Annotated in this window: 10 protein-coding genes, 4 tRNA genes and 1 pseudogene; 14 read left to right on the forward strand and 1 reads right to left on the reverse strand. The window is 29.7% G+C overall.

Annotated elements, in window-relative coordinates:
- Positions 1-151 precede the first annotated feature (151 nt).
- The 4 genes from BUB36_RS07180 (at position 152) to BUB36_RS07195 (ending at position 776) form a co-directional block, all read left to right on the forward strand.
- A tRNA-Leu gene (locus BUB36_RS07180) sits at positions 152-241 on the forward strand.
- A 102-nt stretch (positions 242-343) separates the two neighbouring features.
- Positions 344-420, forward strand: a tRNA-Met gene (locus BUB36_RS07185).
- 95 nt (positions 421-515) lie between these two features.
- A tRNA-Val gene (locus BUB36_RS07190) sits at positions 516-591 on the forward strand.
- Between the two features lie 108 nt (positions 592-699).
- Positions 700-776, forward strand: a tRNA-Asp gene (locus BUB36_RS07195).
- 1,505 nt (positions 777-2,281) lie between these two features.
- Here BUB36_RS07195 and BUB36_RS07200 read toward each other — a convergent pair.
- Positions 2,282-2,545: a hypothetical protein gene (locus BUB36_RS07200; RefSeq protein WP_073148505.1), complete on the reverse strand. Its 264-nt coding sequence runs from the start codon at positions 2,543-2,545 to the stop codon at positions 2,282-2,284.
- A 957-nt stretch (positions 2,546-3,502) separates the two neighbouring features.
- Here BUB36_RS07200 and BUB36_RS07205 point away from each other — a divergent pair.
- The 10 genes and pseudogenes from BUB36_RS07205 to tilS all read left to right on the forward strand — a co-directional run bounded on the left by BUB36_RS07205 (position 3,503) and on the right by tilS (position 15,561).
- A complete protein-coding gene (locus BUB36_RS07205; RefSeq protein WP_073148507.1) occupies positions 3,503-4,717 on the forward strand; it encodes an amidase domain-containing protein in 1,215 nt (404 codons plus the stop codon).
- A 23-nt stretch (positions 4,718-4,740) separates the two neighbouring features.
- A complete protein-coding gene (locus BUB36_RS07210; RefSeq protein WP_073148509.1) occupies positions 4,741-5,253 on the forward strand; it encodes a hypothetical protein in 513 nt (170 codons plus the stop codon).
- 237 nt (positions 5,254-5,490) lie between these two features.
- A pseudogene (tnpA, locus tag BUB36_RS07215) lies at positions 5,491-5,757 on the forward strand (IS200/IS605 family transposase); the annotation flags it as partial.
- A gap of 206 nt (positions 5,758-5,963) precedes the next feature.
- Positions 5,964-8,333, forward strand: a complete 2,370-nt coding sequence (spoIIE, locus tag BUB36_RS07220; RefSeq protein ID WP_073148511.1) for a stage II sporulation protein E — start codon at positions 5,964-5,966, stop codon at positions 8,331-8,333.
- Between the two features lie 114 nt (positions 8,334-8,447).
- On the forward strand, positions 8,448-9,302 hold the full coding sequence (locus BUB36_RS07225) for a GNAT family N-acetyltransferase (RefSeq protein WP_073148513.1): 855 nt from the start codon (positions 8,448-8,450) through the stop codon (positions 9,300-9,302).
- A gap of 57 nt (positions 9,303-9,359) precedes the next feature.
- Positions 9,360-10,751: a TldD/PmbA family protein gene (locus BUB36_RS07230; RefSeq protein WP_073148515.1), complete on the forward strand. Its 1,392-nt coding sequence runs from the start codon at positions 9,360-9,362 to the stop codon at positions 10,749-10,751.
- Positions 10,751-12,106 carry a TldD/PmbA family protein gene (locus BUB36_RS07235; RefSeq protein ID WP_073148517.1) on the forward strand — a complete coding sequence of 452 codons (1,356 nt, stop codon included), beginning with the start codon at positions 10,751-10,753 and terminating at the stop codon, positions 12,104-12,106. Before BUB36_RS07230 ends, BUB36_RS07235 begins: the two co-directional genes overlap by 1 nt.
- A 155-nt stretch (positions 12,107-12,261) precedes the next feature.
- Positions 12,262-12,996: a VWA domain-containing protein gene (locus tag BUB36_RS07240; RefSeq protein WP_073148519.1), complete on the forward strand. Its 735-nt coding sequence runs from the start codon at positions 12,262-12,264 to the stop codon at positions 12,994-12,996.
- A 188-nt stretch (positions 12,997-13,184) separates the two neighbouring features.
- Complete coding sequence (locus tag BUB36_RS07245; RefSeq protein ID WP_073148521.1) at positions 13,185-14,078, forward strand: protein kinase domain-containing protein; 894 nt, start codon at positions 13,185-13,187, stop codon at positions 14,076-14,078.
- A gap of 67 nt (positions 14,079-14,145) precedes the next feature.
- A complete protein-coding gene (tilS, locus tag BUB36_RS07250) occupies positions 14,146-15,561 on the forward strand; it encodes a tRNA lysidine(34) synthetase TilS (RefSeq protein ID WP_073148523.1) in 1,416 nt (471 codons plus the stop codon).
- Positions 15,562-15,585 lie beyond the last annotated feature (24 nt).

The following is a 15,585-nucleotide window of genomic DNA, read 5'->3' on the forward strand; positions in this document are numbered from 1 at the left end:
CTTTAGCAAATATCTTTAGACGGCTTCAGCCGTAATCGCGACTTTCAGTCGCCATCTAAATCCCTGTACTTCAGTGCAGGGTTGTTTAATTTTTTATTGACAAAGGATTAGATTTATTGTATTATATATCTTGTCGCTAATAGTAATTTTCGCCGGGGTGGCGGAACTGGCAGACGCACAGGACTTAAAATCCTGCGGTCCTTATAAGACCGTACCGGTTCGATTCCGGTCCCCGGCACCATTAATAGAAGCGGGAAACGAGAGGCGTGAAGCGAGAAAAAGACTTTGGAGCATAATTTCAAGGGTTTCCTGCATATTGCATCTAATAACTCGCATCCATTAGGGCGGCGTAGCTTAGATGGCTAGAGCGTCCGGTTCATACCCGGAAGGTCGGTGGTTCGAGTCCACTCGCCGCTACCACTTATTAGAAGCAAGAAACGAGAGGCGTGAAGCGAGAAAAAGACCTTAGACTATGACACTAAAGACATTTCGCATCTGATAACTCGCATCCATTAGGGCGCATAGCTCAGCTGGGAGAGCACCTGCCTTACAAGCAGGGGGTCACAGGTTCAAGTCCTGTTGCGCCCACCAAAATAGAAGTGAGAAGTTAGAAGCGAGAAGTTGGAAAAAGACTCAAAAGATCTATTAGGGTCAGACCAAGATTCTCACATCTAACATCAAACTTCCAACATCTATTACGGCCCAGTAGTTCAGTTGGTTAGAACGCTAGCCTGTCACGCTAGAGGTCGAGAGTTCGAGTCTCTTCTGGGTCGCCAAACTAAATGGCTCTTTGGCAATAGTTGGGGTGGGATTTCTTGCAATGTTGCTCCATTATTACGTTTTATCATATTTTAATGTAAATAGGATGTTTTGCTTATTTTTGGGTACACTTAATAAACCTAGCTAAAATACAAGCTTTTATATTAGTATTTAATTGTTAGTTATCTTATACATTAAATAATTCCACTGCGAAATCTATGAAAATTTTTAGGTTTAAAGGAGACACGCTTTAAGATCTTAATTTTGTTGTTGGGTTATTGTTATGCCCATAATCACAATATTGGTATAACCATATGCTCAACCCATTATGTTATATTTATAATTACTCTACTAAGAAGTCATTGGAAGGATGCTATTGAATAGCAAAGGTTATGTAAAGTGAAATGTAAGATTATGATTCTGTAAGTTATTTTTTACGTTTATCAAGTTTGCTAGGGAGATATTATTGCTTTAATGAAACATAAGATGATGATAGAATTCAAATAGTTCCTTTCTGGTTTAGACAATAATATTAAGGGGCTTTCTCTGATTTATAAAAGAACTAGTATAAAAGATCCATAGACTTAATAAAATATTAGTCGATGTAAGAGTAATACATATTCAAATTTTTATGTGGGTAAAAATGAAGCTTTTTACCCACATTATTCTTGCCTTTATTGATATGTTAATCTTTTTCTCATTCATTAGAGTACTGGACAGTATAAAGTTTTGTTCCCCTAAAAAGTCAGCAAATCTTCATAATATAAAGGGTTTGCTTGCTTAGATTTAATTATTTCACTTGTGGTAAAATTGATGTGTTTTTCAATAAAGCTAAAAAACTTTTTTAAAGAAAACAGTCTACTGTAGCTTATGAATGAATACTATTGAACTTTGTCCTTAAAAATTGTATAGGAAACTTGGATGTATTTATATTAAAAGAATATCTAGATCCCCAAATTTGCAAAATATCTATAGCGATAGTACTAACCATAACATAACCTTCTATAGTTTTTACTGTTCTTAGAATAAGTTTTTTATTCTCTTGAGATGTAATTTACTCATTATAGGCTCTAGATTGTTTTTATTTGAATATTTTTTAAATCTAGGCATAGACTGGAACCAAAAACCATAGCTAAATGCACCCATAACCTGTTTTAATTTTCTAAGCTTACATTCTATTTTCAACGATAGGCATAGAGTTTTATTATAAATATTGGAACTAAATCAAGATTTGTTGATACAAGAATATAGTCATTTCCTTGAAATTTTACAAGTGCGAAACAAAGTTCTCTATAAAGTTTTTTCCAGAAAAAAGATTAATGCTAAAATATTTAACTTCTTCTGGTTTTCCATATGTCTTTAATTGTCTTATCAGCCCATCTAAGAATTCTTATATCGTAGCAACCTTTTGCATGTACATTCGTTTCATAATAAGTATAAATATATAGTCATTTTATCATAACTGACTATATATAGTATCAATAGCAGGCTTGTTATAGAACCTATGTTCAATATTTCTCTCTTAATCGCTTTTATCCAAGGATTTTATGTTATCATTAATTAATAAATTTGAAATATTGTTATTTTTATCATACATTAATTTCGGAATATCTTCTTCGTCCTTTGAGTCAAAACCTTGATATATTTGTTTTAAAACTATTTCATCCTCATTTGAATTTTTTACAGCATTATAGTTGTTTGTAGTTTTATTATTTGAGTATTCAAATAGAACAGTAATTATAATTATGCACATTATTGAATGTCCTCTCTTTTTCATAGTACACATATGTTTTTCATCCCATTATAATTTCCAGTGATTGAAGTAAATTTAATTATTGGCTAATTTCAATATGAAGTTTTACCTCTTATTACAATTTTAACATTTACACCCATAAATTAAGGAAATGCTTAAATTGATTGGAAGCAAAAATAAAGATGTTTACTTTCGGTATTTTTGCATAAAGACATGCCTTTTATAGTAAATATTTACTATTTTTTATGTTTTAGTAAAATATTATATAAAATAAAAGGTTTTTTAATTAATGTATAGAAATATAGATATAGGAATATATTTCAAAGTATTTAATTAAGGGGTAGCATTATTATAGTAAATCTACACTTAATAATACTTTTAGCTTTGCAAAATCTCAAAATAAAGAGAGGATGATAAGAAATGAGTAGAATAAGGGCTCCAAATAAGAAATTTCCCTTTTATGAAAATCAGAAATGTTCAGCAAAGAGAAATAAAAAGGAAAATTCTAATTTTGGAGGAAAAATTAAATAATTAAGTTAGCAAATTACATAATTACTATCTATAAAAACTTTCTACTAAATATAGTTTTGAAATCTCCAGAGTTGTACTATATTTATTATTCAGTCCATCTAAGTTTAAATTACGAAATCTTATCAATTGTAAGCAAGAGAAAGGTTGAAGCCTGAAGAAAAATTAAATTTGGTAGTGTCAAAAGATTTATGAAAAAATGACTAATATAATCTGAGATATTCCCATCCTCTGTGTAAATTATATTATGCTTTATAAATCTTTGTAAAGCTTGAAATGAACGGGTTTAAGCCCAAGCTTGACAAAGATTTAAAAGCACAATTTTAGGTAATTACGAGGACGGAAAGGGAAGATGTATGGGGGTAGCAGGGTATAACTGCTTATTCATTGATATGACTGGATTTGATGTAATTTTAATAAGAAAACTTTTGACAATACCTTAAATTTATGGGAGGTAAAAATATGAAAAAGTTTTTAAGTATATTACTTGTACTAACATTGTTTATGAGCTTAGGAGTTAATTTTTCAAGTGCAGTTGCTAATGAAGAAAATAAGATTAAAAAAGTTGTTGAAAATTATTTCAATACAAAATATGAATTACAACAAAAGCAAAATATAAGTAATGCTAAAAATCTAAATGCATTTTTCTTAAAACCAAATAAAAATATTTATTTAAATTATGAAACAGGAAGATTAAAATATTTTATTGAATCAGACATTGTAAGTAAAACAGGAATTGAATATTTCGATAATAAATTTGATTACATAAAAATGAATATAGAAGGTTCTAATTCCAGTATAGAATTAAATTTAAGTACTACTATTAAATATAATTATCTTGATGAACCCTTTAATGATGTAATTACCCATAATATGACTTTAAAAAAAATAAAAGACAAATGGTATATAACCGAAGATAAATATATTGATGAATTCAAAATGCTTTATGACTTACAAACTGATTTTGATAAAATAGTGCCAGATATCAAAGAAATTTATAAGAAAAATACTAGTAAAAATAAGCTAAATAATAGAATAGAAAAAGATATAATAGAAGTAATGAGTATACCTGGTGATAGCTATGATAGCTATTCTTCTAGCGATAGAGAGGACGCAGTTGAATATGCAAGAAAATATAGTGAAAACACTGGAGGTTATGATAGTTCATCATACAACAATAGTCAATTTAAATATTTTTCTTACAAAAATGATTGTCAGAACTTTGTGTCTCAATGTATATGGTATGGCTTTGGTGGGAGGTCAAGTGCTAACAAAGATTATCCAATGTGCTCTGAATGGTGGGCTGATACGAATAGTACCTCAACTACATGGAATTGGACAGGAACTAGCTATTTTTATGACTGGATAACAGAAAATTATGATGATTATATTAATAACCATAATACTGGATATGGGGTTCAGGGTTATCCAACAACACCAAGTAAAATTAAAAAAGGAGATTATGTTTATGTGCCAGGTCATGTCTTATTTATTTCTAAGGCTGATGATTTAGACAATGATGGAGTAGTTGAATATAATGAAATAGAGATATGTGCCCATACTTCAAATAGAAAGGATAAGAATTTAGCTGCCCTATATGGGTCTGTTCAACCTAGTAATATGAAGTTTATGCATATTGTAAGAGTTAAGTGGAATGAAGATATGTCATTAGAATAGTAATAAATAATGGGGATAATAGTATGTTTAAAAACAAAAAAATATTGATAGCAAGCATAATAATAATTTTATTTGCTATTTCACTATATTACGTATATAAAGGTTTAAATAATGAAACAGTAAGAATACTTGAGTATGCTAATGAAAGCTTAAAAACCAAGGTAAAAGAATTAAATCAAGATATAGAGAAATTAAAAGGGATAATAGGTGTATATGATAAAAATATTGAGAATTTAAATCGATATTTGGATTCACCAATTTATCAAGGAAATGAAGAAGATCAAGAGCTTTTAAAAGATGCATATAATTTTATTTCAAGTAGCAAGCAATTTGATAATGTATTAGTATTTCAATTAGGACCTGTTAGAAAAGAAACCGAAGGTGTGTATTTTATAGATTTTCTAACGTTTGAAAATCTAGACACACAAAATATATTTGATAATTTAGATACTTTTTTTCCTACAGAACTTTTAAAACAGCATGTAATTAGATGTTATAAAGAAAATAATTCTATGAAATATGAAGTAATCGACTAATCTTGAACAAGACATGTATATAGGAAACACTAGATATTAGTTAAATTAATAGGAATGTTTTCAAAGATAAAAACTTTAATCTAAAGGATATAGCAAAGCTTTTTGTATTATGAATACCACTCGCTAAGCGGGTGGTATTCATAATACAAAAAGCTTTAGAGGTGAGGAAAAAATTCCTAATGCTGTATAATATAGTCAGGTCTGACCAACCGACTAAAAAGCAAAGAGGGAAGTCCAATGAAGGACGTAAATAGTTTATCACATACTAAATGGAATTGTAAGTACCATATAGTGTTTGCACCAAAGTATAAAAGGCAAATAATATATGGGAAAATAAAAAAGATATAGGGAAAATATTAAGACAATTATTTGAGTATAAGGGAGTAGAGATAATAGAAGCAGAAACATGTAAGGATTATATCCATATAATTGTGTCGATCCCTTACCAAATGAGTGTATCATCATTTATGGGTTACTTAATAAGGAAAAAGTAGTTTAATGATTCAATTTAAAATATGACTTCCATCGTTTTTATTCTAATAATTCCTGTAATATATGATGTCGAAGTTGAGGTTCATTTGAACATTCTATTAAATTTGTCTGGTATTGATATAAAATGTCTTAAAGTTTTTTGAATATAGAGAGTTATGTTGACAAATATTTTAAAGACCTCTTGTTATAATCGTATTTAACAGGGGGTGTTTTTTATTATGCAAAAACTGAATACTGGAACTATCTCAAAAGTTTACGAAAAATATGGACAAGCTCTTGAGATATGGAACAATAACTTTATTCTCTTAGGACTATTAGCATTTCTATTGGGGAGGGCTTCTATCCTTGAAGGGTTAATGCCCTTTGGGATAGCATTTTTTGCAATAATGATGACAAAAGATAAAAAGAGTCTCATATTAGGAGCTATTGTTCTAATAGGATTAATGACTGTACGGGGAGAAAGATACAGATATATAATAACTATGATTTTAATCTTAATAACCTTTAGATATTTGGTTAAGAATTTAAATTTCAATATTTTTAAACTAGCTTTTTTATCAGGATTAATTAATATGATTTCAGGGACTATATATATTTTTTTAACACGGTTCTATCTCTATGATTTATTTATGATAGGCTTTGAATCCATTGTTGTATTTGTTTTTTCATATATACTTTCATATGCAATTCCCGCTTTAAAAAATAATTCAAATAGAAGAATTTTATCCAATGAAGAAGTTATTTGCATAGCTATCGTATCTTCAGTGGCTATACTAGGCCTATCCAATGCTCAAATACTAGGTTTTTCACTTAAGAATATTTCGGGTATACTTTTAACTCTATTTTTTGCATACAATGGAGGTGCTTCTATAGGAGCATCAGTAGGAGTAACAATAGGCGTTATAACCAGCATGACAACAACTGAAACACCAATCATTATAGGAATATATGCTTTTTCAGGATTATTGGCTGGTATATTTAAAGATATGGGAAAAATGGCATCAGCTTTAGGATTGGTGTTAGGCAACTCCATACTCACCTTTTATGTAAATGGTTCAACAGAAACTTTAATACAATTTGAAGAAATATTAATTGCTTTTGGTATTTTTATGATAACCCCAAAACCTTTATCTAATTATATAGCTAAGATAATTAATTCCAAGATAAAGACTATAGAAATAGATAGGATATATAGTGAAAAAATCAAAAGAATAATGACTAGACAATTAAAGGAATATTCAGACGCTTTTCATGAATTAGGTGATACTTATTCTAAAATAGCTGAAAAAGAACAAATTATAGAGAGTAAAGATGTTACTGGTCTTATTAACGATATTGCAAATTCTATATGCTCAAACTGTAGTATGAAAAGAAGCTGTTGGGATAATAGTTTTTATAGTACATATAATTCAATAATAGATGCTATTACAATTCTAGAAGCTCGAGGAAAGCTAGATGAAAAAAATATGCCTATATATTTGAAAAAAAAATGCTTAAAGGAAGATAAACTCATAGATAAGATTAATGGAGTCTACGAAATACATAAAATTGGATATGAATGGAGCAAAAAACTCTTTGAAATGAGGCAGTTGGTTTCGGAACAATTTAATGGTGTAGCTAGCATTATTGATGATTTGTCTACTGAAATTGAAACAAAGATTGAATTTAATAAGGATGTAGAAGATGCTCTTTATGTAGCCTTCGATAAAGAAAAAATATTTATAGATAATATTACAGTTTTAGAAAATGAAAGAGGAAAATTTCAAATAGACATAGAAAAGAAGAATTGCTATAACAGGAAAGTATGTAAAAATAAGATAATACCATTGGTTTCTAAAATAATAGGCAAGGAAGTTATAAATAAAAACAGTGGATGTAGCTTGGATAATGGAAAAAAGAATTGTGTACTTCAGCTTGTTGAGGCTCAAAGGTATAAAGCTAATACAAACATAGCAAGAATTTCAAAAAATAATGAAATTATTAGCGGTGACAGCTATTCGTTTTTGACACTTAAAGATAATAAGTATATGGTTGCTTTAAGTGATGGGATGGGAACAGGTGAAAAAGCAGCACGTGAGAGTATGGCTACAATAACTTTACTGGAACAGCTAATGGAGGCAGGATTTAGCAAGGATATAGTTATAAAGACTATTAACTCTGTACTTATGTCAAAGTCTCTAGATGAAGCTTTTTCAACTATAGATTTAGCAATTATCGATTTATGTACAGCAAAGGTTGAATTTATAAAGAGTGGAGCAGTAGTTTCATTTATAAAGAAGGTAAATGGAGAGGTTGAAGTAATAGAATCGTCCTCGCTACCTGCTGGGATATTAAATGATATATTTTTAGATAGTAAAGTGAAGAAGCTAAATGATGGGGATTTTATAATAACTATGTCTGATGGAATATTAGATGCAGATAAGAATTTCATAGATAAGACAGATTGGATTGTAGAGATATTAGAGAGCATAGATAGTAGAAATCCTCAAAGGATTGCTGATGAAATACTAAATAAAGCTATAGAAAAAAGAGGAAATAAAATAGAGGATGATATGACGGTTCTGGTAACAAAAATTTGGAAAAAATAGGACTAAGTCAAAGACTTAGTCTTTTTCTTATGGGAAAAATCAGATATAATAGTGATTATTAGAAAATATTAGTAATATACATAAGAAAAATTATATATAGGGGGATGGATATATATGTTAGTCTTTAGAAAAGCAAGAATGGAAGATAAAGAAGATATTATAAATATATCTAAAACAGTTTGGGATGGAGACGATTATTTACCTAATATATATGAAAAATGGGTAGCAAATAGCAATGGTGAATTTACCATAGCTGAATTAGATGGAAAAGCAATTGGTTGCGCAAAATTTACAGACCTTGGAGGTAAAAAGTATTGGTTTGAAGGTATTCGAGTAAATAAGCAATATAGAGGAATGGGAATTGGAAAAAAAATCACTAGATATTATATCGATAAAGCTAAAAATAAGGGATATAATTCTATATCTCTTTCAACATATATAGAAAATTATGAAAGCATTAAAATAATTGAAAGCTTCGGATTTAAAAATACGACAAAGTTTAAGCTTTTTTATCATGAAAATAGTAATCCATTAATCAATATCAAGGTATATGAGAAAGCAAATAGCTTGGAAGAGGTTAGGTATATTCTAAAATCAAAGGAATTATCAAAAAGAAATGGTTATTTTGCTTTTGATTGGACATTTGTAAAGGCTACAGAGGAGCTGCTTCAAGAATTGATCGATGAAGGTTCTGTATATACACTAAAGGAAAATGGTAAGATTAAATCCACTATTATACTTAGTAATAGAATGAGTAAAAATAATGAATTATCTATAAGCTATATTGATGGTGACGAATGTCATGTAGAGGGACTAAAATTTGCTACACAAAAATATCAGGAAAAAGGGTATAAGGCACTACTTTATATGTGTCCTCAAATAGATTCAATGAAAGAATATGCTGTAAAGGCGGGGCTAATGCCTTTTGATGAATATGATGAAGATGTCTTTGTTTATGAATATATATAGAAGGGTTGTATATTTTAATGTTAAATGTTTAAATGATAAATTAGAGGAGGGAGAAAAATGCTAAATAAAAGTTTGATTGAAGATGTACTAAATGCAGCTCTTTCTACAGGAGGTGCTTTTGCAGAAGTTTTTATAGAAGATAGACTTAATACATCTATTGGTATGGTAGGAGGCAAGGTGGAGAAAGCTATATCGGGTAGGGACTATGGAGTGGGAATTAGGATATATGACGGTATTAAAAGTGTATACGCCTATACTAATGATTCTTCAAAGGAAAATTTGATTAGAGTAGCTAAAGAGACGGCTACAGCAGTAAAAGACTGTGAAAAGGATATCCATATTAACTTAATGAGAAATCATATTAACAATATACATAATATAATTATTCCACCTAATGATGTTCAGAATTTGGATAAAGTTGATTTAATGAGGAGAGCATATTGTGCTGCAAAAAATTACGATGAGGTTATTTCCCAAGTAAGGGTAAGATATTTAGACTACGAACAAAATGTTCTTATTGCTAATTCTGAAGGGCTATTTGTAGAAGATAAAAGAGTTAGAACCAGAACCTCTATAGAAGCAGTAGCTTCGGCAAATGGAGAGATGCAGTCAGGATACTTTGGACCAGGTGCTCATATGGGATTTGAGTTTTATGAAAAAATAAATATTGAGGAATATGCAAAGGAAGCAGCAAGAATTGCCAAAACTATGGTATTTGCAAAGCCGTGTCCAAGTGGCAAGATGGCAGTTGTTATAGACAATGGCTTTGGAGGTGTAATATTTCATGAGGCATGTGGACACGGATTAGAAGCTACATCGGTTGCTAAAAAAACATCTGTATTTACGGGGAAATTAGGAGAAAAAATTGCTTCTGAGGTTGTAACCGCTATAGACGATGGGACAATCCCTAATGCGTGGGGTTCACAGAATATTGATGATGAAGGAACTCCTATGAGAAAAAATGTTCTCATAGAAAATGGAATACTAAAAGGATATTTAGTAGACAAATTAAATGGAATAAAAATGGGGATGCCGTCAACTGGCTCTGGAAGAAGACAGTCATATAAATATGCACCTACTTCTAGGATGACTAATACATATATAGCTCCTGGCAAGGAAAGCCTAGAAGAGATAATAGTAAATACTGAGAATGGATTATACGCAAAATATATGGGTGGAGGTTCTGTAAATACTGCTACAGGTGATTTTAACTTTACTGTTTCAGAAGGATATCTTATAAAAAATGGTAAGATAGACATACCAGTAAGGGGTGCCACTTTAATAGGAAAAGGACCAGAAATCCTTAAAAAAATAGATATGGTAGGAAATAACTTAGATTATGGACAGGGAATGTGCGGATCTATAAGCGGTTCTATACCGACTAATGTTGGACAGCCAGCAATCAGGGTTCAGGGTATAACGGTAGGAGGAAGAAAGGAGGAGAGATAATGGATATGAGGCAGCTTGTAAAAATCCTTTTTGAAAGAGGCAGAGAAAAAGAAATAAAGGATATGGAAGTTTTTATACAGAGAAAGAAAAATCTTAATATAAGGGTTTTTAAGGGTGAAATAGATAACTACAGTATTTCAGATGAAAACGGATTATCCTTTAGAGGAATTTATAATGGAAAAATGGGATATTCATATACCGAGAAGCTAGATGAAAGCTCCATTGATATTCTTATTAAGGAAGTAATAGATAATGCTAAGATTATCGATAGTAATGATGCAGAATATATTTTTGAAGGATCAAATGATTATAAAGAAATAAATAATTTTAATGAAGAATTAGAAAATATATCTAATGAAGAAAAGGTTAACTTTGTCAAATCCATGGAACAAGAGGCTTTAAAAGCAGATAAAAGAGTAGAAGCAGTTAATTACTGTATATATGGTGAAGGGATGGAGCACAACCTTTTAATCAATACAAAAGGGTTAGATTTAGAAAATAAATCTAATACTGCACATGCCTATATATCAGTAATGGTTAAAGAAAATGATGACATTAAGACTGGAGCAAATTATGGGATTTCTAATAACTATAGGGATTTTGATTTTAAAACCTTATCAAGGGAGGCTGTACATGAAGGAATATCAATGCTAGGTGCAAATAGTATTGAATCCGATAATTATCCAATAATACTTAGAAATGATGCAGCAGCAAGCCTATTAAATGCTTATAGTAATATATTTTCAGCCGAAAATGTCCAAAAGGGTCTTTCTTTATTAAAGGGAAAAATAAATCACAGTATTGCTAATAGCATTATTACTTTAGTTGATGATCCCTTCATGGAAGGTGGCATCATGTTACAATCCTTTGATGGAGAAGGAGTAGCCTCTAAAAAGAAAAATGTTATAGAAAAAGGAGTTCTTAAAACCTATTTGTATAATTTGAAAACAGCTAAAAAAGATGGAGTAAAATCAACTGGAAATGGATACAAGGCTTCATACAAGTCAGTAACATCGATTTCACCAACCAATATGTATATAGAAAAAGGAAATATTAGTCTTGAAAAAATGATAGAAAAGATGAAAAAAGGTATAGTTATAACTGCTTTTCAAGGACTTCATGCTGGAGTGAATATTGTATCGGGAGATTTTTCATTATCTGCTCATGGATATCTAATAGAAAATGGTAAGCTTTCTAGACCTATAAATCAAATTACTGTTGCTGGTAATTTCTATGATATGCTGAAAAACGTTGAAGAATTAGGAGATGATTTAAAATTTGCAATTCCAAGGGGAGGAGGCTATATCGGTTCACCATCCTTAAAAATTAAAGAGCTTTCTATTTCTGGAAAATGATACGATAAAGGTGCCAGAAGGCACCTTTATTAGATTAAGATTAAAAACTATGGTAATTTCTCTTTAGCTGAAAATAAAATTATAGGTATAAAAACCCCTAAACTTGAAGATACTAAATTAATAGACAATTATATTTTAAATTAGGGGGTTAGGTTATGGGTGAAATAAAGATTAATCAAATCATTATAGTTACAGATGGAAGGTCTAACGTAGGGGGAGACCCGATTATAGCTGCTGGGGAAGCTGCTAAAAAGAATATATTTGTGAGTGCTATAGGGATTATAGACAATACTGATGATAGCGAAAGTCCTATTGAAGAGGTCCAAAACATTGCGAATAAAGGTGGGGGAGAATGGGAATTAACTTATATAGAAAATTTAAGTACTACGCTCCATATGTTGACACAAAGAACGGTTAATAAAACCATAAATACTGTAGTAAACAAGCAGCTTAAAGAAATTATAGGAGCAGAACTAGATGAAATCAAACCTGAAAGCAGAAATAAATTTATTAAATATATTGAAAATTTAAGTGATGAAATACACCTAAAATGTTGTGTGCTTATGGATTGCAGTGGAAGTATGAAGATCAAAATTAATAAAGCAAGGGAGAGTATCATAGATTTAATGAATTCTTTAAAAGCTAGAAAAGGAAAGAGTGAAGTTGCTGTAATAGCCTTTCCAGGCTTAAATAGAGAAATGATACATGTTGTCAATGATTTTAGTAATGATATTGAACTTATAAAAAATAAAATAAACAATATGGGTGTAGGTGGTACAACTCCAACGGCGCCAGCCATTTATAAAGCCATAGAATTATTTACGAATAAACCTCATGAATCAGAGAAAATAATAGAAGAAGAACCACTTTTTAATGAAAGTATAATATAGGATAAAAACGAAAGCCCATGGAGATTTTTCGTTTTTGGTTGTATTTTGCCCTGAAATAAAGCGACTAAAAATAGTCGCTTTTAAATTTTATAGAGAAAAATATAGTTTATAGTCTATAAAAAATGACCCTGCAACTTGTAACTAAAAAAACTGTTATTAGATACTCTTATTTGTAAAGGTGATTTAAAATGAAATTAGAAGGTAAGATAATTACTGGCAAATGGAATAAAAATTCATATAAGATAATAAAAATTTTGGGGAAAGGTGGAGTTGGAAGGGTATATAAATCATTAGATATAAATAATAAAGTATATTATGCTTTAAAAATATCCCAAGATCTACATAGTATTACCAAGGAATACAACATGCTTAATGAATTCAATAGTATTGAAGCATTGCCAAATGCAGTGGAATTAGATGATTATGAAGAAGCAGGAAAAAAATATTATTTTCTAGTATTAGAATATATAAATGGAGAAAATTTCAAGGAGTATATGTTAAAAAAACAGTTAAAATTAACAGAAATTGTGGGAATAGTAATAATAGTTAGTATGATGATTAGGGAATTTCATAAAAAAGGCTATATATTTGGTGACTTAAAGCTTGAAAATCTCATGATAGATAAGGAAAATAGGGAAATTAAGGTTATAGATTTAGGTGGAATAGTTCCTAAGGGTGACAGCATAAAAGAATTTACTCCTTTATATGATAGAGCAAGATGGAATATAGGACTTAGAAGTGCTGATACAAAGTACGATATGTTTGCTATATGTATAATGTGTGTTAATTTGATTTTAGGAAATGAAAAAGAGCTTTTAAATATGACACTAAATGATGCAATGGGCGAGCTTAGAAAAAGAAAAATAAATAAAAAAGTTGTTAACCTAATAGAGAAGGGGTTATATCAAAATAGAATAGAATTTTTTGAATTTATAGAAGAGCTAAAAAAAATATATAAAACTCTTCGCAATGAAAGAAAAATACGATATAATTATAGAGTTAACTTAATAGTTAATGCCTTTTTTATTATATCCCTCTTAAGTTTTACTATCATTCTAGTTTTTGTAATTAGAAATGCTTAAGAGCTTAAATACATACAAAATTGAATTGTTGAATATCTAGAATCTAATGTGTCTGGAGAGAATAAGAATGGACATAATGGAAAAATTTTTACAAACTATTCAAGTGAATAACTTAATAGAGAAGGGTGAAGGAATCGTTGTAGGTGTTTCAGGAGGACCCGATTCTGTATGTTTATTACATCTTTTATGGAGAATAAGAAAGGATTTTAATATAGACATCTATGTAGTTCATCTTGACCATCAATTTAGAGGAATAGAAGCTCAAAAAGATGCAAGATATGTTGAAAAGCTTTGCAATACTTTGGGAATTAAATCATTCATTTTTTCATATGACGTTAGTAAATATAGTAAAGAAAAAGGTGTTACATTTGAAGTAGCAGGAAGAGAATTAAGATATAAATTATTTGATCAGATAGCAAAGGAAACAGATTCATCGAAAATTGCAATAGCTCAAAATCGTAATGATCAAGCCGAGACTGTACTAATGAGGCTTTTTAGAGGTTCAGGTCTGGATGGTCTTACTGCAATAAATTATAAAAGAGATAATAAAATAATAAGACCATTATTAGATATAACTAGAAAGGAAATAGATGAATATTGTAGAGAAAATGATTTAAAGCCTAGAATAGATAAGACGAATTTAGAAAGTATATATACTAGAAATAAAGTAAGAATTGAACTTATACCTTACATAGAAAAAAATTTTAATCCTTGCATTATTGACGTTCTTTGGAGAAGTGCAAATCTCCTAAGAGACGATAGCAATTATCTTAACCTATTATCTGAAGAAAAATTAAGGGATATTACTATTGAAAAAAATAGTAATAAATGCTCATTGGATTATAAAAAATTCAATAGGTTAGATATTGCAATAAAGAGAAGAGTTATTAGGGGTGCTATTAGGGAAATTAAGGGAGATTTAAAGGACCTTGGATTAACCCATATAGAAAGTGTAATTGAGCTTATTGATAAGAAAAATGTAGGAGCCAAAATAGACCTTCCTGGGCATATCACAGTGGAGCTTGGGTATAATAGTATAGATGTTAAAAATAGTAAAAAGTTGCAAGATGAAAACAGTACTTACGATTTTGAATATGAGCTAAATATAGGGAAAATTACTTATATTAGACCTTTAAATGCCTCTATAAAAGCAGAAATAATCGATGGATTAAAATCTTATAACAATAGGGACAGATATGTAGCTTTTGTTGATTACAATAAAGTTAAAGGGAGATTGTTAATACGAAATAGAAGAAATGGAGATAGATTTAAGCCTATAGGAATGAAAGGAACAAAAAAAATAAAGGATTATTTTATAGATAAAAAAATTTCTAAGGATATTAGAGATAAAATACCACTATTATGCGATGATAAAGGAATAATATGGGTTATAGGTTATAGAATGAGTGAAAACTATAAAATAGATAAGAAAACTGATAAGGTAATTAAATTAACCTATAGAGAAGGTTGTCTAGAAAATTAAAATATGTTAGAATTAAGAGACTCG

Origin of the sequence: Paramaledivibacter caminithermalis DSM 15212 (assembly GCF_900142245.1) — a bacterium.
GTDB classification, from domain to species: Bacteria; Bacillota; Clostridia; order Peptostreptococcales; family Caminicellaceae; genus Paramaledivibacter; species Paramaledivibacter caminithermalis.

Coding starts and splice junctions, on each gene's coding strand:
- BUB36_RS07245 (WP_073148521.1), top strand. CDS start 13,185: ATGAAATTAGAAGGTAAGATAATTACTGGCAAATGGAATAAAAATTCA.
- spoIIE (WP_073148511.1), top strand. CDS start 5,964: ATGCAAAAACTGAATACTGGAACTATCTCAAAAGTTTACGAAAAATAT.
- BUB36_RS07235 (WP_073148517.1), top strand. CDS start 10,751: ATGGATATGAGGCAGCTTGTAAAAATCCTTTTTGAAAGAGGCAGAGAA.
- BUB36_RS07225 (WP_073148513.1), top strand. CDS start 8,448: ATGTTAGTCTTTAGAAAAGCAAGAATGGAAGATAAAGAAGATATTATA.
- BUB36_RS07205 (WP_073148507.1), top strand. CDS start 3,503: ATGAAAAAGTTTTTAAGTATATTACTTGTACTAACATTGTTTATGAGC.
- BUB36_RS07200 (WP_073148505.1), bottom strand. CDS start 2,545: ATGTGTACTATGAAAAAGAGAGGACATTCAATAATGTGCATAATTATA.
- BUB36_RS07230 (WP_073148515.1), top strand. CDS start 9,360: ATGCTAAATAAAAGTTTGATTGAAGATGTACTAAATGCAGCTCTTTCT.
- BUB36_RS07240 (WP_073148519.1), top strand. CDS start 12,262: ATGGGTGAAATAAAGATTAATCAAATCATTATAGTTACAGATGGAAGG.
- BUB36_RS07210 (WP_073148509.1), top strand. CDS start 4,741: ATGTTTAAAAACAAAAAAATATTGATAGCAAGCATAATAATAATTTTA.
- tilS (WP_073148523.1), top strand. CDS start 14,146: ATGGACATAATGGAAAAATTTTTACAAACTATTCAAGTGAATAACTTA.